This is a genomic window from Plantactinospora sp. CA-290183 (assembly GCF_050936375.1).
Classification (GTDB): Bacteria; Actinomycetota; Actinomycetes; order Mycobacteriales; family Micromonosporaceae; genus Plantactinospora.
This window is the reverse complement of record NZ_JBNJMX010000005.1, coordinates 262,833-284,392: the sequence shown is the minus strand read 5'-3', so window position 1 is coordinate 284,392 and position 21,560 is coordinate 262,833. Positions and strand designations below refer to the sequence as shown.

The window sequence follows — 21,560 nt, the reverse complement described above, 5'->3', positions numbered from 1 at the left end:
GTGTTCCTTGGCCAGCCGGTCCAGGCCGGGCGCGAGAACCCGCTCGATCTGCAGTGCGCGGGCCGGGAAGTCCTCGTCGACGGCGATGTTGATCGCCTCGATCGCGGTGGCGGTCTCCTCGCCGAAGCCGTAGTACGTGGTGCTGGTGCTCTGCAACAGGGCGTCGTTCAGGCTGTCGTACGCCTTGCGGAAGACCGGCTCCCGGGCCACGTACGCGGAGATCGACGACTTGCCGCCGCCGAACGACTTGGAGGTGGTGACGACGTCGGGGAGCAGCCCGGGATAGCGCATGAAGTAGAAGAGCGTGCCGGTCTTGCCCCAGCCGGTGTAGATCTCGTCGAAGATCAGCACGATGTCCTCGGCGGTGCAGAGCTCGCGCAGCCCGCGCAGGAACTCCTCGTCGCAGTGGCGCATGGTGGAGGCGCTGAACGGCTCGACCAGGATCGCGTACACGTCACAGCCGCCGCGGTCGTCGCGGGCCGCGGCGACCTGCGCCCGGAGCGCGTCCAGATCGCCGTACGGGTAGGCGACCGTGCCGGAGATGCCGGGGAATTTGAAGTGGTTCTGCGCGCCGCCGGTGAGGCTGCCCGAGCCGAGCAGCTTGCCGTGGAAGCTGATGTCGGCGTGCATGATCGTGTTGCGTCGCCCGCCGTGGTACTTGTACGCCAGCTTCACCGCCCCCTCGACCGCCTCGGCCCCGGAGTTGGGCAGGAACGACATGTTCAGGTCCCCGGGGAGGACGGCGGCCAGGTTGTGGCTGAGCGCGGCGAGGTACGGTGAGAAGTAGGTCTTGTGCACCTCCATCCGGCGCCGCTCCTGGAACCGCTGCCGGGCGGCGAGGATCCGCGGGTGGTTGTGCCCGTGGTTGAGCACACCGACGCCGCCCGTGAAGTCGAGGATCTGCCGGCCGTCGCGGGTGTGGATTATCGCGCCCTCGGCGTGGTCCACGAGTTCCCGGCCGAAACCGAATGACGTCATCAGGTTGACCTGGCTGCGATTGACGTACCGCCGATAGAGGTCGTGGACCTGCTTGGCGGTCAACTGTTCGGCCTGATCCAAGCTCATCAGCTCAGGCATGGCTCGGTCCTCCACGGGGCGGGTCGACGGGGGCCGGCGGGTGCCGGTCGTGGCGACCCTAGGCCGGCTCGCGGCCCCGCCGGCAGGGCGCAGAGGCGCTGGGGGGCGAAGTCTGCACCAAGGTCGCAGCGGGTCGTACGACCAAGGTGGTAAGCCTGCTCCGATCTACGTCCGAAGCGGGAACGGTCAATCTGCGACCACCATTCCCCCAGCACCGCAATGCGGGGTCGATCCGGTCCGGATCCGGCCCCGGCAAAATTCGGGGATCTGGGGGAGAGTGCCGTGGGCGTAATTCCGGGTGAGTCCGCCGTGCTACCGGTGGTGTCCGTTGTCCGGCCTGGCGAATCCGTCCGTCTGGCCTGGGCCGAGTCCCGCCCGACCGTACAGATAATGTTTCAACTTCGTTTCCTCGCCGGCGCCCTGCTGGGGGTCACCGGGTTCGCCGCGGCGCCGGGCGCGGCGCTGTCGCTGCCGGCGCTCGCCGGCACGGTTCTCGGCGCGGTCGCCTGGCTCTGCGTGACGTGGCACATCTACCTGCTGAACGGGATCTGCGACCAGACGGAGGACCGGCACAACGGCTCGGGACGTCCGTTGGCCAGCGGCGCGTTGCCGCTCGGCGCCGCCCGGGGCGTGGCGGCCGGCCTCGCCCTGGTGGCGATCGGGGTGGCCGCCCTGCTCTCCTGGCCGATGGTGGTCACCGTGGTCGCGATGCTCGCGCTCGGCTGGGCGTACTCGGCCGGGCCGCGCCCGCAGAAGGCGAACATGGCCGGGTTCGTGCTGGTGGTGACGGCGGGCGGGCTCCTCACCTACCTGGCCGGCTGGCTGGCCGTCGGGGCGGTGACCGGGGTCGGCGGCGGGGAGGACCGCCCCTCGCTGCTGCCGCTGGCGGTGCTGGCCGGGGCGATGTCGCTGTGGATGAGTCTGGGCGGCATGACCAAGGACCTGTCGGACGTGTCCGGTGACCGGGCGGCGGGTCGGCGGACCCTGCCGGTGTTGCTCGGCGACCGGCGGGCCCGGGTCCTCATGGGATCGTTCGCGCTCGCGGTCGGTGCCGGGCTCGCGGTGGTGGCCGCGTTCGGCGTACCGGTGCTGCGCCCCGCCGCCGGGGTGCTGCTGGCCGGCGGCTGCGCGGTGGCGGCCTGCCTCGCCGCCCCGGCCAGCCGGGGGCGCCGGAGCCGGCTGCGCCTTCCGTACCGCGCCTTCATGACAACGCAGTATGCCGTTCACGGCGCCGTCCTGGGACAATGTCTACTCTGATGGGTGCTACCTTGGTAGCGCTCCCAGTAGAAGTGTCGGAATTCGAGTCGCGCCACTGTCTGTCCGTTCGGAAAATTGTACGTTCGGTCGATTGTTGACCGCCGTAGACGTCGTACGCCTCGGGGGGAGGCCGGATTTGAAGTCACGGCAGCCGGATGAGGGGTCGCACTGCGACATACCCTCGCTCGCCGAACAGGTCTTCGACAGATTCCGACTGCGCCTGGAGTCGGAAAATAGTGTTCTCGTGCGAAATGCGGACACCCTCGGCCAACTACGCCACCAGGTGGCGTCGGTGGTCGAGGACGTGCTGTGCCAGGTGCCCGGCCAGCGGACCGCCGCCGATCCGCCGGCCGCCCGGGACTCGCTGGCCATCGAGATCGGGACCAGCCGGGCCCTGCGCGGCGTACACCCGGTGGAGTCGCTGCGGGCGGCGTCGGCGCTCTACGACGCGGCCCTGTCCGTGCTGGCCGCCCGGCACCACAACGCGGACGGTGCGGCGCTGGCCGAGGTGAGCAGCGCGCTGCACCAGGCGGTCATGAACCGGGTGGGGCTGGCGTCGCTGGCCTACGTCAGCTTCCTGATGGAGAAGCTGCACGCGTCCCGCCAGGAGGAGAGCCGGCGGATCGCCCGGGAGCTGCACGACCGGGTCGGGCACGGGATGGGCCTGGCGCTCCAGCACCTCGACCTGCACCGGCTCTACGCCGCGCAGGACCCGCGCCGGTCCGAGGCCAAGCTGGACGCCGCGGTGGCCTCGCTGGGCGAGGCGTTGCGCACCGTGCAGCAGCTCTCGGCGGAGCTGCGCCGGTCCGTCGGTACCGACGGGATCGAGCGGTCGCTGCGGGCCTACCTGCGGGCGAACGTGCCGGCCGGCGTGCAGGCCACGCTGACCGTCGACGGAGAGGTGACCTGCCGCGGCGTCACCAGGGAGCTGTGCTGATCACCGCGGGAGCGTCCCGCAACCTGCGGCACGCCGAGCCGAGCCGGATCACCATCGAGGTCGAGGTCGGCGAGACCGCCGTACGGGCCGGGGTGGTCGACGACGGCCGCGGTTTCGAGCCCGACTCGCTGGCCGTGAGCCAGGGCGGCGGGCTGCCCTCGATGCGCGAGCGCGCCGAACTGCTCCGCGGCCGGCTGGACCTGGACAGCCGGCCGGGCGCGGGGACCCGCGTCCGGGTCCTGGTCCCGCTCGGCGAGGAGCGGCTGTGACCGACTCCCTGATCCGGGTCGCGCTCGCCGACGACCACACGCTGTTCCGGCAGGGCATCCGCGAGATGCTCTCCACCGACCCGGGACTGCGGGTGATCGGGGAGGCGGCCAACGGCCCGGACGCGGTCGCGCTCGCCGTCGCGCAGCGCCCCGACGTGCTGCTGCTGGACGTGGAGATGCCCGGACCGGGCGCCGCCGCGGTGATCCGGGAGGTGCGGCGGAGCTGTCCGCAGACCCAGATCGTCGTGCTCACCATGCACGACGACGCCGACGTCGTACGCGAGCTGCTCAACTGCGGTGCGGCGGCGTACCTGCTCAAGACCATCCTCCGTGACGAGCTGGTGGTCGCGGTCCGTTCGGTGGCCAGCCGCTCCGGCACCGTGCTGCTCTCCGTCTCCCGGCGTACGGTGTCCCAACTGGACGGCCAGCGGAGCCGGGAGCCCGAGAACGGGCCGCTGACCGAGCGCGAGCTGGAGGTGTTGACGCTGACCGCGCAGGCGTGCAGCAACGCGCAGATCGCCAGCCGGCTGCACATCACCCAGGCGACCGTGAAGCGGCACCTCACCAACATCTACGCCAAGCTCAACGCGGTGTCCCGGGTCGACGCGATCCGCAAGGCCACCGCCGCCCGGCTGATCAACCCGGAGCCGGAGCCGCCGACCCGCTGACGGCCGGCGCGGTGGGTTGCCGGCCGGGGCCCTGCCGGCGCCGTCGATCACCCACCGTAGTCAAGGTTTTCTCCACGCCCGGTCCAGTTCGTACCCCTAGCGTCTGGTCCATGACGACCTCAGCGATCGAGCCGGGCCAGGCGGTCGGGCCCGCTCCGGCGACAGCGCCGCTCGACCCGGCGGAGACCGCGACCAGCGGCGTCCCGACCGGTGCCCGCCGGCCCTGGCGGGACTGGTCGCGCCGGACCCGCTGGCTGCTGGTGGCCGCCGCGCTCTGGCTGGGGTACACCCTGGTCCAGCCCGTGCTCTCCGGCCGCTGGTGGCTGATGCAGCTGCCCGACCTGGCCCCGCCGCTGGTCTTCCTGGCGGTACCGCTGGCCCTGCTGGCGCTGGCCGCTACCGCGCGCGGCGCCCGGCGGCCGGTCGCCCTCCTCGCGGCGGCCGGCCTGGTCGCCGGCTCCGGCAACCTCGGGATCAACTGGTACGCCCTCGGTGACCCGCCGCCGCCCGCCCCGCCCGGCGCACTGCGGGTGGTCTCCTGGAACACCAGCTACTGGCACCAGAGCGAGGACGTGGCCGACTTCTACGCGTTCGTCAAGAGCCAGCCCGCCGACGTGTACGTGCTCCAGGAGTACCTCTACCACGATCCCGACCGGATGTGGATGGTGTCCTACGACGACCTGGCGCGGCTGCGGCAGGAGTTTCCCGGCTACCACGTCAAGGCGGTCGGCGAGCTGGTCACGCTCTCCCGCTTTCCGATCGTGGCGAGCGTGCCGCTCTGGGTCGACGCCGAGATGCCCGAGCTGGGCAACGAGTGGCCGGACTACTGGAAGGTCAAGACGCTGCGTACCGACCTGTCGGTGGGGGACCGGGTCCTCTCGGTCTACAACGTGCACCTCCAGGTGTCGGTCGACACCAGCGCGACCCCGGTCGAGCTGGTCAGCGACTCCCGGGGGCGGTTCGGCAACCGGCGGTTGCAGTACCGGGCGATCGCCGACGACGTGGCGGCCAACCCCAACCAGTCGCTCGTGGTGGGGGACTTCAACACCTCACCGTCGATGAGCGAGACCCGGGACTTCGACGGGCTGGTGACGGACGCGATCCGGGCCGACCGGTCGTTCTACCCGGTGTCGTGGCAGACCCAGGGACCGCTGCAACTGTGGCGGGTGGACCGGGCGTTCACCACCCCCGGCCTGACCGTGCACGACTACGACCTGGTCGATCCCCGGGGCCGCTCCGACCACGCCCTCCAGCGCCTCCACCTCTCCCTCCCCACCCCATGACCGCCGTGATCAGGGAGTTGTTCCGGCGTGTCGTCGGCGAGTCCCGCCGTCAACTCCCTGATCACGCGGATCTTCCCGCCGCCCCACACCGCCCCGCCCCACGCCACGCACAGCCGATCGGAGGCAACCCATGACGACCGCGACCGTCCGTACCGTCGGGTCCCGTCCGTCCACCGCCCTGCGGGTGGCGCAGGCCGTGACCCGGATCCACCTGGTCCTCGCGGTCTGCCTGGCCGGCTACCTCGCGCTCTGGGTGACCACCCTGCAGTCCAGCGAGGGGCAGCTCACCGCGGTCGGGGTGACCCGGACGGAGATCAAGCTGATGTGGTTCTCGCTGGCCGGAGTGGTGGTGCTGGCCGTGGCCGGCGCCCGCCTGGTAGCCGCGCTGCCCGGCGCCCCACCGGCCTGGGCCCGCCGGTGGGCGGTGGGCGTACACCTGCTGGCCGTGCTGAACGGCATCTGGCAATCGACAATGGTCTATCAGCATGTCACCCTGGCGATCGTCCTGGTGCCGCTGCTGGTCACCGCACTGCTGCTGGTACGCGTCGACCGGACGGCCCGAGCCGCCCGACAGTGAAAGGAACAGGTGTGCAAACCGTAGAACTCGGCCGTACCGGCGAACGGGTCAGCCAGCTCGCGCTGGGCGCGATGCTGATGGGCACCCTCACCGACGAGGCCGACTCGGTCACCATGCTGGACCGCTACCTCGACCTGGGCGGCGCCTTCGTGGACACCGCCAACTGCTACGCCTGGTGGCCCCGCCGGGGCAACGACGGCGGCGAGAGCGAGGAACTGCTCGGCCGTTGGCTGCGCCGCAGCGGCCGGCGGGACCGGGTCTTCCTGGCCACCAAGGGCGGCGCCGGGCAGCGCGACCCCGACCTGCTCTGGGGTGCGGGTCCCGATCCCGACTGGGAGGTGGCCCGGCGGAACTTCGAGGGTGCCGGCGCCGACACGCTGCGCACCGCGCTCGACGCGAGCCTGCGACGCCTCGGCGTCGACCACGTCGACCTGTACTACGTACACGTCGACGACCGGTCCACACCGCTGGAGGAGACCCTGGAGGCGCTGGCCGGGATGGTACGGGCGGGCAAGGTCCGGCACGTCGGCTGGTCCAACGTACGCACCTGGCGGCTGGAGCGGATCCGGCAGCTCTGCGACCGGTACGGCTGGCCGGCGCCGGTCGCCGTGCAGCAACAGCACTCCTACCTGCGCCGTCGGGCCGGGCTGGTCAACCCCTCCATAGTGGATGACGAGCAGCTCGACTACCTGCGTGAGCACGACGACGTGACGCTGGTGTCGTTCTCGCCCATGGTGAAGGGGATCTACGACGACCCGGCCAAGCGGACGGGCCACTGGGCGATGGCGCCGTACGAGGGGCCGGACGCCGAGGCCCGGCTGGCGGTGCTCACCGAGGTGGCCGCCGAGGTCGGGGTCACGCCCAACCAGCTCGTGATCGCCTGGCTGCTGCACCAGAGCGCGCCCCGGGTGGTCCCGCTGGTCGGGCCGCGCACCCTGGAGCAGTTCGACGCGGTCTGGCCGGCGCTGGACGTCAAGCTGACCGAGGAGCAGCTTGGCCGGCTGGACGCGGCCGGAGCCTGAGCCCGCCTCTGTGGCGGGTACGGGGCCGACGGCGGTGGGTCGGGCTTTCCGGGCACTGCGGTGCGGCAGCCCGGCCGGCGCTACGGTCGCGGGATGCGATCGTCATCCGAAGAGTTCCCGGCCAGTCTGGAGGGCCCGGCCCTCGGCGTCACCGACTCCCACGAACTGCTCCTGGGCTACCTCGACTGGTACCGGGAAGCCCTGCTGCGCAAGATCGACGGGCTTCCCGACGAGCGGCTGCGTACCCCGGTCGAGCCGTTGGGCTGGTCCCCGCTGGCCCTGGTGAAACATCTCGGCTGGGTCGAGCGGCGCTGGCTGCGCTGGGGCTTCCTGGCCGAGGACGTCGAACCCCGCCCGCCGGGCGGGCTCGACGGCGAGTGGCGGATCGGCGCGGCCGAGACCACGGCCGGGGTCCTGGCGGACTACCGCGCGGAGGTGGACCGCGCCCGGACCATCGCGGCCGGCGCCGACCTGGCCGAGCGGGCCCGGCTCGGCGGACGCTTCACCAGCCCGGAGCAGGCACCGTCGCTCGGCCGGATCCTCTTCCACCTGCTCCAGGAGTACGCCCGACACCTCGGTCACCTCGACATCGCCCGCGAGCTGGTCGACGGCACGACCGGCGAGTAGCCGATGGCGCGACCGGCGCGATTAGCCGGCGGCCGGTCGGGGCCGGGGAACGAGGCGCCGCCCGGACGCCTGTAGAGCTGCCCCGGTGGTGCGCCCAGGTCTACAGGCCGGCGGGGCCGGGTCACCCGCGCGGAGCCGTGCCTGCCGGCCGGCCCATCGGTCCCGATCGACCGAAAGGACTAGGCGAATGACCGCAAAGGCCGTCCCAATGGTCGTGACCGGTCCCGGAACGACGGCCTAGGCTCCCTTCATCCGATTCCTTCCGGAAGGAGTACCGTGCGCCGCCTCGTCAGAAGCGTGGTGACATCGGCGACCGTGGTCCTCACGCTGGTCGCCACCCCGGTGGTCGCCAGGGCCGCCGACAATCCGTTCGATCACTATCTCAACCAGGAACTCGCCTGGGGGCCCTGCCTGTTCGCGCCGATTGAGGGGATGCGGCCCACGGAGTGCGCCCTGGTGACCGTTCCCCGGGACTGGGCGGCACCGGCCGCGGGCGTCGACCTGCGGGTCTCGATCAGCCGGGCGAAGGCCACCGGAGAGCGCCTGGGCGCGATCCTCATCAACCCCGGCGGCCCCGGCGGGCAGGGCACCTCCCTGGCCGGAATGCTGGCCGCGCTCCAGCCGGCGGTCAGCGAGCGGTACGACTTCGTCGGGATGGACCCGCGCGGCACCGGTCACGAGGGCGGGACCACCCCGGAGCAGCTCGGTCTGGTGTGCGAGATTCCGATCGGCCGCCTCTCGACCCGGACCGACCTCGACGCCCGGGACCGCTCCCCGGAGAGCATCGCCGAACACCAGAAGGCACCCCGGGCGATCGCCGAGGCGTGCCAGAGCGAGGCGCTGACCCCGTTCATCACCACCTGGCAGACCGCGCACGACATGGAGCTCATCCGGCAACTGCTCGGTGACTCCACTCTCAACTACCTCGGCTACTCCTACGGCACCTGGCTCGGTGCGAAGTACGCCTCGCTCTTCCCGGGCAGCGCCGGCAAGATGATCCTCGACTCCAGCGTCAACTGGCAGGGCCGGCTACAGGCCGCCTTCGAGGCCTTTCCGATGATCGGGCAGCGGCAGCTCGACGACGTGTACCTGCCCTGGACGGCGCGGCAGTTCCCGGAGATCGTCGGCGCCACCCCGGCCGAGGCGGCGCGGACCTGGGAGCAGGCCCGCGACTATGTCAAGACCCTGGGCATCTCCGGCGACGACTACGACAGCCTCTTCGTCGGGATGGGCAACCAGCTCCAATGGCTCCTCGCCACCCTGATCTTCACGTTGGCGGCGCAGGAGATGAACGGCGAGACCCCCGAGACCGGTGTACCGGACACTCTGCGCACCGAACTGGACGCGCTGGCACGGACGGAGTACGGCGTACCGCTCGCCGAACTGACGCTGCGGAGGATCGCCGCCGAGGCTCCCGACGACTACGCGCCGTTCCCCGGCACCAGGATCGCCGTCGCCTGTGGCGACCAGCCGACCAGGTCCGCCGCCTGGTACCGGAACCTGAGTGACCGTCAGGGTCCCCGGTACCCGCTGTTCGGCTGGGCGTACGGGATCTCCGAGCCGTGCGGCTTCTGGTCCGACGCGCCCCGGCAGAGCCTGCCGAACCTCCCCGCGGAGGTGGCGTCGAAGATCCTCGTCGTGCAGGCCGAGTTCGACCCGCAGACCGGATACGAGCAGGCTCGGGCGGCGGTCCGCGCGGCGCCCGGGGTCACCCTGGTCTCGGTCGACGACGCCACCTTCCACGGCCAGTACGCGGTCGACGGGAACCCCTGCGTCGACGGCATGGTCAACGTGTTCCTGCTGCACAACTCGCGCCCGTCCGACGCGACCTGTCCGGCCGTGCCGCTGCCGAATGAGACCGAGGTCCACCCGGTCGCCGGCCCGGTGAAGCGGGACCGGGACAAGCTCGACTCGGCGGCGCGGCTGGCGGCCGAGAGGTTGCCGGAGTTGCGCGAACAGGTGCGGGAGCGGATCGCACTGCTCGACCCGCGCGGGCCCGTCGCCCGCTGACCCCACCGGTCGCCCCGTGGTCCGCACGGTGCCACGGGGCGACCGGCCAGCGGGGGCGTCGGGGGCGTCGTGGCCGGGCGCCGGTGCCTGGTGTGCGCACTACACTCCCAGCGTGGAGCCCGTGCCGTTCTTCGTCGCCGGCCGGCCGGTACACGGCCCGGAGCCGTTGACCGTGCACCACCCGTACGACGGTCGGGAGGTCGGGCGCACCAGCAGCGCCGGCGCCGACCAGGTCGAGGCGGCGGTGGCCGCCGCCGCCTCGGTCGCGGACCGGGCCGCCGCGCTGCCGGCGCACGTCCGGACCGGGGCGCTGGACCACGTCTCCCGCCGGCTCGCCGAGCGGGCCGAGGAGACCGCCCGGCTGATCACCGCCGAGAGCGGCAAGCCGATCCGGTGGTCCCGGGTCGAGGTGGCCCGCGCGGTCTCGGTGTTCCGCTGGGCGGCCGAGGAGGCCCGGCGCTGGTCCGGCGAGGCGCAGCGGCTCGACACCGATCCGGCCGGAGAGGGACGGCTCGCCCTGGTCCGCCGGGTGCCCCGGGGGCCGGTGCTCGGCATCACCCCGTTCAACTTCCCGCTCAACCTCGTCGCGCACAAGGTCGCCCCGGCGCTCGCGGTCGGCGCGCCGATCGTGGTCAAGCCCGCCCCCGCCACCCCGCTCACCGCCCTGCTCCTCGGCGAGCTGCTGGCCGAGGTGACCGAGCCGGACGGCCCCGGCACCGGGCTGCCGGCCGGGATGTTCTCCATCCTGCCGCTGCCCAACGACCGGGCCGCCGGGCTCGTCGCGGACCCCCGGCTGCCGGTGGTCTCGTTCACCGGCTCCGGGCCGGTCGGCGCGGCGATCCGGCGCTCCGCACCCCAGCGGCACGTCACCCTGGAACTCGGCGGCAACGCCGCCGCCCTGGTCTGCGCCGACTGGGCGTCCGACGCCGACCTCAACCAGGCCGCGGAGCGGATCGCCACCTTCGGCAACTACCAGGCCGGGCAGAGCTGCATCGCGGTGCAGCGGGTCTACGTGCACGAATGGCTCCTCGACGGATTCCTGCCCCGGCTGCTCGCCGCCGTACGCGCGCTGCGCACCGGGGACCCGGCCGACGAGGCGACCGACGTCGGGCCGCTGATCGACGAGGCCGCCGCCCGCCGGGTGGAGAGCTGGGTCGACGAGGCGGTGGCGGCCGGCGCGACCATCGAGGTCGGCGGCCGGCGCGACGGCGCGACCTACCCGCCCACCGTGCTGACCGGGGTGCCGTCGACCAGCCGGGTCAGCGCCGAGGAGGTCTTCGGCCCGGTGCTCGTGGTGGCGCCGGTCGCCGACGACGCCGCCGGGTTCGCCGCGATCAACGATTCGGCGTACGGGCTCCAGGCCGGCGTCTTCACCCACAGCCTGCAGACCGCGTTCGCCGCCCACCGCGGTCTGCGGGTCGGCGGGGTGATCGTCGGCGACGTGCCGTCGTACCGGGCCGACCAGATGCCGTACGGCGGGGTGCGGGGCAGCGGCGTGGGGCGTGAGGGGCTGCGCAGCGCGATGGAGGACTACACCGAGCCTCGGGTGTTGGTGCTGAGCGGCATCGAGCTGTGAATCCCGCCCCGATCGGTGCCCCGCCCCGCACGGTCGCCGAGGCGGAGGCCGTACAGGACGCGCTTCGTCCGCTGGTCGATCCGGTCGGTCCGGGGCCGGCCGCGCCCCGCACGGTGGCCGGCCTCGACGTGGCGTACGCCGAGGACGGCGACCGGCTCGCCGCCGCGGTGACCGTGCTGGACACCGGCACCCTGGCGGTGCTGGACGAGGTGGTGCTCCCCGGCCGGGCCGCGTTCGACTACGTGCCCGGCCTCTTCGCCTTCCGCGAGCTGCCCAGCCTGCTGGCGGCGCTCGGCCGGCTCACCGTCGAGCCGGAGCTGCTGGTCTGCGACGGGCACGGGCTCGCCCACCCGCGCCGGTTCGGGCTCGCCTGCCACCTGGGCGTGCTCACCGACCGGCCGGCGATCGGGGTCGGGAAGACCCCGCTGGTGGGCCGCTGGGCGGAGCCGGGCCCGGGGCGGGGCGCCTGGTCCGCGCTGCGTGACGGTACCGAGGAGGTGGGGCGGGTGCTGCGGACCAGGGACGGGGTCAGGCCGGTCTTCGTCTCCGTCGGGCACCGGATGAGCCTCGACAACGCGTGCGCGCAGGTGCTCCGGCTGACCCCTCGGTACCGGCTGCCGGAGACCACCCGGCAGGCCGACCGGCTCTGCCGGGCGGAGCTGCGCCGGCTCGCCGGGCACGGTTGAGCACACCTCGGACGATTCGACGGAGCGCCGGCGGGGCATGATCACGGGAGGCGGCGGGCCCACCGGTAGCCTGTGCCCGGACCCGCACGGTGACGAGTGAGGTGATCATGTCGGTACGGCGTGGCGCGACCTGGCTGGGGATGTTCTCCGCGCTTCTCGGGGTCGCGGTGGCGCTCGGCGCCGCTCCGGCCGCCGCCGAGGGGGAGTCGGTCAGGGTACGGGCGCCCAGCAGCTTCAACGCGGGCGGCTCGCCGGGCTCGGTGACGGTGAACGTCTCGAAGCGCGCCGACGGCTGCGTCACCGTGCGCACCGCCCTCGGCGTACGGCTGGCGGGGTTGACCCCTGACCGGGTCGAGGTGCGGGTCGCCGACGACGGCGACTGGCGGCGGGTACCGGTCTCCGCGGCCGCCGGCGGGCTGGTCGTCGCCCAGCGCACCACCCCGGAGAAGTCCCGGCTCTGCGAGCGCAAGAGCATCTCCAGCCGGTACCGGCTGACTCTGCTGGCCGGTGCGCCGGGCGGCCAGGTGACCGTGGTGGCCGAGGCGTACTCGGCCGGCGGGCAGCTGCTCGGTCGGGGTTCCGACAGCGCCCGGGTCGGCGGTCGGACCGCGCCCTCGCCGTCGCGCACCGAGCCGGCGGCGGTGCCGTCCGGGACGCCGGAGGCCACCGGGGAGGCCGCGGTGGCGACCGAGGGGGCCGCGGTGGCGACCGAGGAGGTGGCCGCCGCGCTGCCCGAGCAGCGGGCCGCGCCGGACCAGTCCGGGGGCGGGCTGGGCATCGGCGCCGTGGTGATCATCGTCGGTCTGGTCCTGGTCGGGATCGGGGCAGCCCTGCTGGTGATGCTGGTGCGGCGCAGCCGCGCGGACCGCACCGAGCCGGCCACCCAGCTGCTGCCGACCGGCGGGGGCGACGCCCCGATCGCGCAGACGATCCCGATGGTCCGGGGCGCCGGCCCGGGTGGCGGGATCGGCCCCGTCGTCGACCGGGTGGTGCCGCCGAACACCCCCGGCCTGGTCGGGCCGGCGTCGGCCGGGGCGGACGGGTTGGCCGACGGCGGCGACCGGACCCTGATCCTGCCGACCGCCGGGCGGACCCCGCCGCGCCGGACCCGTGCGGTGCCGCCCGCGCCGCCGGGCCCCGCGCAGCCGACCGCCGCGCCGCCGGCCCCCGCGCCGCAGCCCCCGCCGCCCACCGCCGGGGGCGACCCGACGCTGATCCTGCCGCGCAACCCTGAGCGGCGATAGGGCGACGGATCGCCTTGGGGCAGGCCCCGGTGGTCGGCTCCGATACGCTCAGGCCGTTGACCGAGTTCCCGGCTGAGGGGCGAAGCCTTGTCTGATTTGTCCGCTATCGTCAAAGCGTACGACGTCCGCGGTACCGTTCCGGAGCAGTGGGACGAGCGGGCCGCCGAGGCGCTGGGCGCGGCCTTGGCGCAGGTTCTCCGCACCTCCGGGGAGCAGCGCGACACGGTCGTGATCGCCCACGACATGCGGGCGTCCTCGCCCGGGCTCGCCGCCGCCTTCGCCCACGGCGTCCGTTCCGAGGGCCTGGGCGTGCTCGACGTCGGGCTGGGCAGCACGGACCTGCTCTACTACGCCTCCGGCAGCCTGGACCTGCCCGGGGCGATGTTCACCGCCAGCCACAACCCGGCGCGCTACAACGGCATCAAGATGTGCCGGGCCGGCGCCCGGCCGATCGGCCAGGACACGGGTCTGGCCGAGCTGCGGGACCGCGCCCAGGCCCTGCTGGACAAGGGCGAGTCGCGGCCGGAGGGGGGCCCGCTGCCGCCCCTCGAACGGCGTGACCTGCTGCCCGAGTACGCGGCGCACCTGCGCACCCTGGTGGACCTGACCGGCATCCGGCCGCTGAAGGTGGTCATCGACGCGGGCAACGGGATGGGCGGGCACACCGTGCCGGCGGTGCTCGGCGACGCCGCGCTGCCGGCCCTGCCGCTGGAGATCGTGCCGCTCTACTTCGAGCTGGACGGCTCGTTCCCCAACCACGAGGCCAACCCGCTGGATCCGGCCAACCTGGTCGACCTCCAGGCGGCGGTACGCCGGCACGGCGCCGACCTCGGGCTGGCGTTCGACGGCGACGCGGACCGCTGCTTCGTGGTCGACGAGCGGGGCGAGGCGGTCTCGCCCTCGGCGATCACCGGCCTGGTCGCCGTACGTGAGCTGGCCAAGCACCCCGGCGCCACGATCATCCACAACCTCATCACCTCCAGCGCGGTGGCCGAGATCGTCCGTGAGCACGGCGGCGAGCCGGTGCGCAGCCGGGTCGGCCACTCCTTCATCAAGGCCGACATGGCGCGGACCAACGCGGCCTTCGGCGGTGAGCACTCCGCGCACTACTACTTCCGGGACTTCTGGTTCGCCGACACCGGCATGCTCGCCGCGATGCACCTGCTCGCCGCGCTGGGCGAGCAGGACCGGCCGCTCTCCGAGCTGGCCCGCGCCTACGAGCGGTACGTCGGCTCCGGCGAGATCAACTCGACGGTGGCGGACCAGCGGGCCAAGGTCGCCGAGGTCCGGGCCGCCTATCCGGACGCGGAGACCGACGAGCTGGACGGGCTGACCATCCGGTTCGCCGACGGGGCGTGGATCAACCTGCGCTCCAGCAACACGGAGCCGCTGCTGCGGCTCAACGTGGAGGCGCGCACCGCGCAACGGATGGCGGCCCTCCGCGACGAGGTGCTCGGACTGGTTCGCCGATAAGATCCCTCGCGCCGGTCGGGTATGCCAGACCGCCGCCCCGACCGTCCGCACGACGTGGAAGGAGCCGACAGTGGCCCTCGATCCGCAGTTGCTGGAGATACTGGCCTGTCCGGACACGCACCACGCGCCGCTGGAGTACGACCCGACGGCGCAGACCCTGACCTGCACGGAGTGCGCCCGGATCTTCGAGATCCGCGACGACGTACCGGTGCTGCTCCTGGACGAGGCGCGCGGTGGCCCCGAGGAGCGGCAGCCGTGATGGACGGCACCGCCGGCCTGCGCGGGCGTCGGGTGGCCGACGAGGCCCTGCTCGACGACGTCGCGGCCCTATCCAAGATCGACCCCGGCGACATGCTCCGGCACACCGCCTCCGGTGGCTCCCAGGTCCGCGAGTCGGCCGCGCTGGCCGCCGAGGCGAACCTGTCGGTGCTGGCCGACGAGGGGCGTCCCCGGGCCGTGGTCGTCGCCGGCATCGGCACCGCCGCCCGGACCGGTGAGGTGCTCGCCACGGTGGCCGGGCCGCGCTGCCCGGTCCCGGTCATCTCGCACCGCAGCGCCGGGGTCCCCGGCTGGGTCGGCGCGGCGGACGTGGTCATCGCGGTCAGCGCGTCGGGACGCAGCCCCGAGGCGCTCGGCGCGGCCGAGGCCGCCGCCCGGCGCGGCGCCCGGCTGGTCGCCGTCGGGGCGCCGGACTCCCGGCTCCAGTCGGTCGCCGAGGGGGCCCGGGCGCCGTTCATCCCGGTACCGCGCCGCGCGCCCGCCCGGGCCAGCCTCTGGGCGCTGACGGTGCCGGTGCTGCTCGCCGCCCGCGCGCTCGGCCTGGTCAAGGTGAACGAGGCGGACCTGGCCGAGACGGCGGCCCGGCTGGACGCCGACGCCGACCGCTGCCGGCCCTCCGCCGAGTCCTTCGTCAACCCGGCCAAGTCCCTCGCCCTGGGGCTGGCCGGCTCGGTGCCGATCGTCTGGGGCTCCTCGCCGCTGGCGACGGCGGCGGCCCGCCGCTTCGGCGACACGCTCTCGGCCAACGCCCGCTACCCGGTGGTGGCGGGTGCCCTCGGCGAGGCGGGCCGGGGTCGGGTCGGCCTGCTGGACGGCGTCTTCGGCGGCCTCGCCGAGTCGAGCCGGGACATCTTCGCCGACTCCGACTCCGCCGCCGAGCCGGCGGGGACGCGGCTGCGGCTGGTGCTGCTCCGCGACGGCGGCCTGAACGCCGACGACGACACCGACGAGCCGCTCGTGGTGGAGGAGCGGCGGGCCGACGCGGTGCAGACCCTGGCCGAGCGGCGCGGCGTGCGCTGTGACGTGGTGACCGCCGAGGGCGGCTCGTCCCTGGAGCGGCTCGCCTCGCTGATCGCCGTCCCCGACTTCGCGTCGATCTACCTGGCGCTGGCACACGGCCTCGATCCGATGGCCGTGCCGGCCATCTCCGAAATGAAGGAGCTCTCGAACCCGTGACCGAGCAGACCGGCCCGCTCGGCGCCGCGGCGCCCCGGGCCCCCGAGGAGTGCGCCGAGGTGCGGCCGTGAGCGCCAGCGGCGGCACCAGGGCGATCGTCGCCGCCCTGCTGGCCAACCTGGGCATCGCGGTCACCAAGCTCCTCGCCTGGGGGCTGACCGGCTCGTCGTCGATGCTCGCCGAGTCGATCCACTCGCTGGCCGACTCCGGCAACCAGGCGCTGCTGCTGCTCGGCGGGCGCCGGGCCCAGCGCAAGGCGACCCCGGAGCACCCCTTCGGGTACGGGCGCGAGCGCTACATCTACGCGTTCATCGTCTCGATCGTGCTGTTCAGCGTCGGTGGCCTCTTCGCGCTCTACGAGGCGTACCACAAGTTCCACGAGCAGACGGGGCCGGAGGGCCCGCACGGCTTCGACAGCTGGCAGTGGGTGCCGCCCACGGTGCTGATCGTCGCGATCGTCCTGGAGACGTTCTCGTTCCGCACCGCTATCAGGGAGTCGAACCACGTCCGGGGCACGGCGTCCTGGAAGCAGTTCGTCCGCCGGGCCAAGGCGCCGGAGCTGCCGGTGGTGCTCCTGGAGGACCTGGGCGCGCTGCTCGGTCTGATCTTCGCCCTGGTCGGCGTCTCGATGACCCTGGCCACCGACGACGGTCGCTGGGACGCGGCCGGCACCGCGGCGATCGGCCTGCTGCTGGTCGCGATCGCGGTCATCCTGGCGATCGAGACCAAGAGCCTGCTGCTCGGCGAGTCGGGCACGCCGGAGGACGTGGCGAAGATCGAGCGGGCCATCGTCGAGGGCGAGGACGTCGAGCGGGTGATCCACATGAAGACGCTGCACCTCGGCCCGGAGGAGCTGCTGGTGGCGGCGAAGGTCGCGGTCCGGCCGTACGAGTCGGCGGCCGAGCTGGCCGAGGGGATCAACGCCGTCGAGGCGCGGATCCGCGCCGCCGTGCCGATCGCCCGGGTGATCTACGTGGAGCCGGACATCTACCGCGACGCCGGGCAGCCGGACCCTGCCGCACGGGCCGCCGAGGCCGCCCCGCCGGTCGCCGATCCCGGTCCGGGCATCCGGGAGGGCTGACGGTGGAGGCGCTGGAGGGCCGGATCCGTGACTACGCCTGGGGGTCGCGGACGGTTCTGGCCCAGCTCCAGGGCCGGCCGGCCCCGGCCGAGGGCCCGGAGGCGGAGCTGTGGCTGGGGGCGCATCCCGGTGACCCGGCCACGGTGCACCGGGACGGCGTCCCGCTGAGCCTGGTCGACGTCCTCGCGGCGGATCCGGGTCGTTGGCTCGGCGCCGATGTCGTCGACCGGTTCGGCCCCCGGCTGCCGTTCCTGCTCAAGGTGCTGGCCCCGGAGGCGCCGCTCTCCCTCCAGGCGCATCCGGACGCCGAGCAGGCCCGGGAGGGCTACGCGGCCGAGGGCACCGATCCGGAGCTGACCCACCGCAACTACGTCGACCCGTACCACAAGCCGGAGCTGCTGGTCGCGGTCTCGCCGTTCCAGGCGCTCTGCGGCTTCCGCGATCCGGCGCTCTCCGCGGACCTGCTGGCGGCCTTCGGGGTGGACGCGCTCGACCCGGTGGTGGCCGCCCTGCGCAGCGGGACGCCGGGGCTGCGCGACGCCGTACGCACGCTGCTCGCCTGGCCGGAGCGGGAGCGCGAGGCGCTGGTGTCGGCGGTCGTGGCGGCGGACGTCGCGAAGGAGTACGCCGAGCCGGCGACGCTGGCCCGGGAGCTGGCGGCGCGGTACCCGGCCGACACCGGCGTGCTGGTGGCGCTGTTGCTCAACCACGTCAGCCTGGCCCCGGGCGAGGCGATCTGGATGCCGGCGGGCAACCTGCACGCCTACCTGTACGGGGCCGGGGTGGAGATCCTGGCGGCCAGCGACAACGTGCTGCGCGGCGGCCTGACCCCCAAGCACGTCGACGTCCGGGAACTGCTCCGGGTGCTCCGCTTCGAGGTGCTCGCCGACCCGGTGGTGTCGCCGGTGCCGGTGGCGCCCGGCGTGGTCACCTGGCCGGTGCCGGTGGAGGACTTCGCGCTGCACGGGGTGCGCCTCGACGGGGCCCGCGACTCGGCCCGGGTCGACGTACGCGGTCCGCGGATCGCGCTCTGCATGGCCGGTGCGGTGACCGTGACCGATGGTGGGGGTACGGTCCGGCTGGGCCCGGGACAGGCAGCGGTCGGTCCGGCCGACGGTGGCCCGGTGTTCTTCGCCGGCGCCGGTGAGGCGTATGTCGCCTCCGTCGGTCTGCGCTGAGTCGACGTCCCGCCGCCAGTCGCCACAAATCGGAACTTTGCGGATCAGCTTGACAGCGCTTTTGCTCAGTGTGACGCTTTGAGTGCGCAGCGTTACCGGAGTGGGGGGCCGAGACACGCGCGCGGGGAACCAAACCGGGGGGATGCGCGGGGCGGCCGGATACTGGGTGGAAAGCTGCCCATGCCCGACCGCCCCGCGCGCTGTCCGGCCCGCACGACTCCGGCCACCGACCGGCGCGTACCACCGGCCCGACGTCTACCACCCGGCGGCCGTCCGGGTCGCGACCGGACCAGGAGCCACGGTGACATCGCCGGGGCGTAACGTGGAGGGTCGCGCAGACCGTACGACAGGAGTCTTGATGACCAGCACCCTCCCGGCCCCCACGGGTGGCGCGTCCACCCGGCCCACGACCCTCGCCGAGGGCGACTACAAGGTGGCGGACCTCTCCCTCGCGGCCTTCGGGCGTAAGGAGATCCAGCTCGCCGAGCACGAGATGCCCGGCCTGATGTCGATCCGTCGCGAGTACGCGGCCGAGCAGCCGCTACGCGGCGCCCGGGTCACCGGCTCGCTGCACATGACGATCCAGACCGCCGTGCTCATCGAGACCCTGGTGGCGCTCGGCGCCCAGGTCCGCTGGGCCTCCTGCAACATCTTCTCCACCCAGGACCACGCGGCGGCGGCCGTCGTCGTCGGTCCCGAGGGGACCGTCGAGGCGCCGGCCGGCGTGCCGGTCTACGCCTGGAAGGGCGAGTCGCTGGAGGAGTACTGGTGGTGCACCGAGCAGGTGCTGCTCTGGCCGGACGGACAGGGCCCCAACATGATCCTCGACGACGGTGGTGACGCCACCCTGCTCGTGCACCGGGGAGCCCAGTTCGAGGGTGCCGGGGCCGTGCCGCCGGTCGAGACCGCCGACTCCGAGGAGTACGCGGTCATCCTCCAGGTGCTGCACCGCTCGCTCGCCGAGGACGACCGCCGCTGGACCCGGGTCGCCGCCGGCATCAAGGGCGTCACCGAGGAGACCACCACCGGTGTGCACCGGCTCTACGAGATGCAGCACGCCGGGTCGCTGCTCTTCCCGGCGATCAACGTCAACGACTCGGTGACGAAGAGCAAGTTCGACAACAAGTACGGCTGCCGGCACTCGCTCATCGACGGCATCAACCGGGCCACCGACGTACTGATCGGCGGCAAGGTGGCGGTCGTGCTCGGCTACGGCGACGTCGGCAAGGGCTGCGCGGAGTCGCTGCGTGGCCAGGGTGCCCGCGTCGTGGTCACCGAGGTCGACCCGATCTGCGCGTTGCAGGCCGCGATGGACGGCTACCAGGTGACCACCCTGGACGACGTGGTCGAGACCGCCGACATCTTCATCACCGCGACCGGTTGCTACGACGTCATCACCAACGAGCACATGGCGCGGATGAAGCACCAGGCGATCGTCGGCAACATCGGCCACTTCGACAACGAGATCGACATGGCCGGCCTGGCCAAGCGTCCCGACGTCACCCGGGTCAACATCAAGCCGCAGGTCGACGTCTGGCAGTTCGAGGACGGGCACTCGATCATCGTGCTCTCCGAGGGCCGTCTGCTGAACCTGGGCAACGCGACCGGACACCCGAGCTTCGTGATGTCCAACTCGTTCGCCAACCAGACCATCGCGCAGATCGAGCTCTTCACCAAGACCGACGAGTACCCGATCGGCGTCTACACGCTGCCGAAGCACCTGGACGAGAAGGTGGCCCGGCTGCACCTGGACGCGCTCGGCGTCAAGCTCACCGAGCTGAGCAAGGAGCAGGCGGCGTACCTCGGCATCCCGGTCGAGGGGCCGTTCAAGCCGGACCACTACCGCTACTGACCAACGAACCCGGGGGGACGGGTCGGCGCTGCGCGGCCGGCCCGTCCCTCCGGGGCGGGTCCGCCCCGCTCAGCGCTGCCCGTCGCCCCGCCCGGCGCGGCGCGGTCGCACCCAGGTCCAGACGCAGTAGCAGAGCCAGGCCACCGCGACCGCGGTGGCGAGCGGTCGCAGCCGCAGCGCGTTCAACGCGATGACCACGGCCAGCACCGTGAGCCAGGGCAGGAAGGCCTTCACCGGACCCGACCCTCCGCCGGCGACAGTGCGGCCCACGGGTCCGGCCCGTGGGCGGGCGTCGCCGGTCCCGGCCCGTGGGCGGGCGCCCCGAGGTGCGCGGCGGTCCCGGGTCGCGGCGCGGAGGCGGCGGTCGCGAGTTCCGGCCAGAGCGTGGCGGTCACCGAGCGGTTCCGGACCAGCCGCCGGGTGGCCCGGGCGTGCCGTTCGGCGAGCACCGCGCCCAGGTAGGTCCACTCGGGCAGCCCGGGCGGCGGTGGCGGCGACGTCGCGGCCGCGACCTCGGCCCAGAGCGTGCGGGCCAGCCGGTCGCGGGTGGCACCGGTCAGCGACGGGTACCGGTCGACGAACTGGCGTACCCCGAGCGCGAGGCCGTCGTCCAACCGGGTGAGGTCCAGCGTCCGGGCCCAGCCCGCCAGCGCCGGCAACATCGTCGGCACCGTCCGGTGGAAGCCGGAGGGGCTCCGGTCGTGCACCACCATCGTGCCGGCCGCCAGGTCGCCGAGCCGCCGCCCGCGCGGATCGGTCAGCATCGTGGTCACGCCGGCCACCCAGGCGAGCAGCGGCAGCACCAGACCGGGCCACTCCACCGTCACGCCGACCAGGGTGCGGGTCAGCGCCTGCCGGAAACCGACCGGCCCGCCGTCGTCGCGGATCACCCGCAGTCCCACGGCCAGCTTGCCGACCGTACGGCCGTGGTTGAGCGTCTCGCACAGCACCGGGTAGCCGACCAGCAGCAGGACCACCGCGACGGTCTGCAACCCGGTGGTGACCGCCCGGTCCAGCCGTCCCGCCAACGCCAGGGCGGTGGTCACGATCCCGCCGAGGATCACCAGCACGATGGCGATGCCGACCTGCACCAGCACGTCGACCAGCAGCGCCAGCACCCGGGAACCGAGCCGGGCGACCCGGACGTCCAGCTCGACCGCCTCGCCGCTGACCAGGCCGGCATCCGAACCCGGGCCGGCCGGTACGGGCCGGCGTGGCGCGGGCGTCGACCTCGGTGGTTGCGCCGTCACCAGCACAGTGAACACTATGGTCGCGACAGCGGGGGAGG

General features: G+C 73.4%; 21 protein-coding genes. 18 read left to right on the top strand and 3 right to left on the bottom strand.

Translation table 11 applies throughout. From position 1 onward, the window contains the following. A partial coding sequence (locus ACQEUR_RS13440) for an aspartate aminotransferase family protein (RefSeq protein WP_433030037.1) occupies window positions 1-978 on the bottom strand: 978 nt, incomplete at its 3' end. A 489-nt stretch (window positions 979-1,467) separates the two neighbouring features. Between ACQEUR_RS13440 and ACQEUR_RS13435 the strand changes: the two genes are divergently transcribed. From ACQEUR_RS13435 to ahcY, 18 genes are all read left to right on the top strand, one after another. Then, window positions 1,468-2,334, top strand: coding sequence for a UbiA family prenyltransferase (locus ACQEUR_RS13435; RefSeq protein ID WP_433030015.1), 867 nt, complete (start codon window positions 1,468-1,470; stop codon window positions 2,332-2,334). Between the two features lie 244 nt (window positions 2,335-2,578). Next, a complete protein-coding gene (locus tag ACQEUR_RS13430) occupies window positions 2,579-3,271 on the top strand; it encodes a histidine kinase (RefSeq protein ID WP_433030013.1) in 693 nt (230 codons plus the stop codon). Then, the gene (locus ACQEUR_RS13425; RefSeq protein WP_433030011.1) at window positions 3,265-3,540 is read left to right on the top strand and encodes a sensor histidine kinase; all 276 of its coding nucleotides are present in this window, start codon (window positions 3,265-3,267) and stop codon (window positions 3,538-3,540) included. The genes ACQEUR_RS13430 and ACQEUR_RS13425 overlap by 7 nt, the downstream gene beginning before the upstream one ends. Then, window positions 3,537-4,208, top strand: coding sequence for a response regulator (locus ACQEUR_RS13420; RefSeq protein ID WP_433030009.1), 672 nt, complete (start codon window positions 3,537-3,539; stop codon window positions 4,206-4,208). Before ACQEUR_RS13425 ends, ACQEUR_RS13420 begins: the two co-directional genes overlap by 4 nt. Window positions 4,209-4,318: 110 nt before the next feature. After that, window positions 4,319-5,491 carry an endonuclease/exonuclease/phosphatase family protein gene (locus tag ACQEUR_RS13415; RefSeq protein WP_433030007.1) on the top strand — a complete coding sequence of 391 codons (1,173 nt, stop codon included), beginning with the start codon at window positions 4,319-4,321 and terminating at the stop codon, window positions 5,489-5,491. 130 nt (window positions 5,492-5,621) lie between these two features. Continuing rightward, the gene (locus ACQEUR_RS13410; protein ID WP_433030005.1) at window positions 5,622-6,068 is read left to right on the top strand and encodes a hypothetical protein; all 447 of its coding nucleotides are present in this window, start codon (window positions 5,622-5,624) and stop codon (window positions 6,066-6,068) included. An 11-nt stretch (window positions 6,069-6,079) separates the two neighbouring features. Next, a complete protein-coding gene (locus ACQEUR_RS13405; RefSeq protein WP_433030003.1) occupies window positions 6,080-7,090 on the top strand; it encodes an aldo/keto reductase in 1,011 nt (336 codons plus the stop codon). A gap of 93 nt (window positions 7,091-7,183) precedes the next feature. Further along, a complete protein-coding gene (locus ACQEUR_RS13400; protein ID WP_433030001.1) occupies window positions 7,184-7,717 on the top strand; it encodes a DinB family protein in 534 nt (177 codons plus the stop codon). A gap of 276 nt (window positions 7,718-7,993) precedes the next feature. Next, on the top strand, window positions 7,994-9,727 hold the full coding sequence (locus ACQEUR_RS13395; RefSeq protein ID WP_433029999.1) for an alpha/beta hydrolase: 1,734 nt from the start codon (window positions 7,994-7,996) through the stop codon (window positions 9,725-9,727). Window positions 9,728-9,839: 112 nt separating this feature from the next. Further along, window positions 9,840-11,303, top strand: coding sequence for an aldehyde dehydrogenase family protein (locus tag ACQEUR_RS13390; RefSeq protein ID WP_433029997.1), 1,464 nt, complete (start codon window positions 9,840-9,842; stop codon window positions 11,301-11,303). Next, window positions 11,300-11,989 (top strand): endonuclease V, encoded by a 690-nt coding sequence (locus ACQEUR_RS13385; protein ID WP_433029995.1) that lies wholly within the window; start codon window positions 11,300-11,302, stop codon window positions 11,987-11,989. Before ACQEUR_RS13390 ends, ACQEUR_RS13385 begins: the two co-directional genes overlap by 4 nt. An 89-nt stretch (window positions 11,990-12,078) precedes the next feature. Then, complete coding sequence (locus ACQEUR_RS13380) at window positions 12,079-13,233, top strand: hypothetical protein (RefSeq protein ID WP_433029993.1); 1,155 nt, start codon at window positions 12,079-12,081, stop codon at window positions 13,231-13,233. A gap of 87 nt (window positions 13,234-13,320) precedes the next feature. Beyond that, window positions 13,321-14,706 (top strand): phosphomannomutase/phosphoglucomutase, encoded by a 1,386-nt coding sequence (locus ACQEUR_RS13375; protein ID WP_433029991.1) that lies wholly within the window; start codon window positions 13,321-13,323, stop codon window positions 14,704-14,706. A gap of 70 nt (window positions 14,707-14,776) precedes the next feature. Next, complete coding sequence (locus ACQEUR_RS13370; protein WP_433029989.1) at window positions 14,777-14,965, top strand: Trm112 family protein; 189 nt, start codon at window positions 14,777-14,779, stop codon at window positions 14,963-14,965. Beyond that, window positions 14,962-16,161 carry an SIS domain-containing protein gene (locus tag ACQEUR_RS13365; RefSeq protein WP_433029987.1) on the top strand — a complete coding sequence of 400 codons (1,200 nt, stop codon included), beginning with the start codon at window positions 14,962-14,964 and terminating at the stop codon, window positions 16,159-16,161. Before ACQEUR_RS13370 ends, ACQEUR_RS13365 begins: the two co-directional genes overlap by 4 nt. A 67-nt stretch (window positions 16,162-16,228) precedes the next feature. Further along, window positions 16,229-17,242 carry a cation diffusion facilitator family transporter gene (locus tag ACQEUR_RS13360; protein WP_433029985.1) on the top strand — a complete coding sequence of 338 codons (1,014 nt, stop codon included), beginning with the start codon at window positions 16,229-16,231 and terminating at the stop codon, window positions 17,240-17,242. Between the two features lie 2 nt (window positions 17,243-17,244). After that, window positions 17,245-18,420 carry a mannose-6-phosphate isomerase, class I gene (gene manA, locus ACQEUR_RS13355; RefSeq protein ID WP_433029983.1) on the top strand — a complete coding sequence of 392 codons (1,176 nt, stop codon included), beginning with the start codon at window positions 17,245-17,247 and terminating at the stop codon, window positions 18,418-18,420. 358 nt (window positions 18,421-18,778) lie between these two features. Continuing rightward, window positions 18,779-20,272: an adenosylhomocysteinase gene (gene ahcY, locus ACQEUR_RS13350; RefSeq protein ID WP_433029982.1), complete on the top strand. Its 1,494-nt coding sequence runs from the start codon at window positions 18,779-18,781 to the stop codon at window positions 20,270-20,272. A gap of 69 nt (window positions 20,273-20,341) precedes the next feature. Here the strand turns inward: ahcY and ACQEUR_RS13345 are convergent, their stop codons facing one another. Further along, window positions 20,342-20,506: a hypothetical protein gene (locus tag ACQEUR_RS13345; RefSeq protein ID WP_433029980.1), complete on the bottom strand. Its 165-nt coding sequence runs from the start codon at window positions 20,504-20,506 to the stop codon at window positions 20,342-20,344. Then, on the bottom strand, window positions 20,503-21,528 hold the full coding sequence (locus tag ACQEUR_RS13340) for an RDD family protein (RefSeq protein WP_433029978.1): 1,026 nt from the start codon (window positions 21,526-21,528) through the stop codon (window positions 20,503-20,505). Before ACQEUR_RS13340 ends, ACQEUR_RS13345 begins: the two co-directional genes overlap by 4 nt. Window positions 21,529-21,560 lie beyond the last annotated feature (32 nt).

Coding starts and splice junctions, on each gene's coding strand:
- ACQEUR_RS13435 (WP_433030015.1), top strand. CDS start 1,468: ATGTTTCAACTTCGTTTCCTCGCCGGCGCCCTGCTGGGGGTCACCGGG.
- ACQEUR_RS13415 (WP_433030007.1), top strand. CDS start 4,319: ATGACGACCTCAGCGATCGAGCCGGGCCAGGCGGTCGGGCCCGCTCCG.
- ACQEUR_RS13410 (WP_433030005.1), top strand. CDS start 5,622: ATGACGACCGCGACCGTCCGTACCGTCGGGTCCCGTCCGTCCACCGCC.
- ACQEUR_RS13400 (WP_433030001.1), top strand. CDS start 7,184: ATGCGATCGTCATCCGAAGAGTTCCCGGCCAGTCTGGAGGGCCCGGCC.
- ahcY (WP_433029982.1), top strand. CDS start 18,779: ATGACCAGCACCCTCCCGGCCCCCACGGGTGGCGCGTCCACCCGGCCC.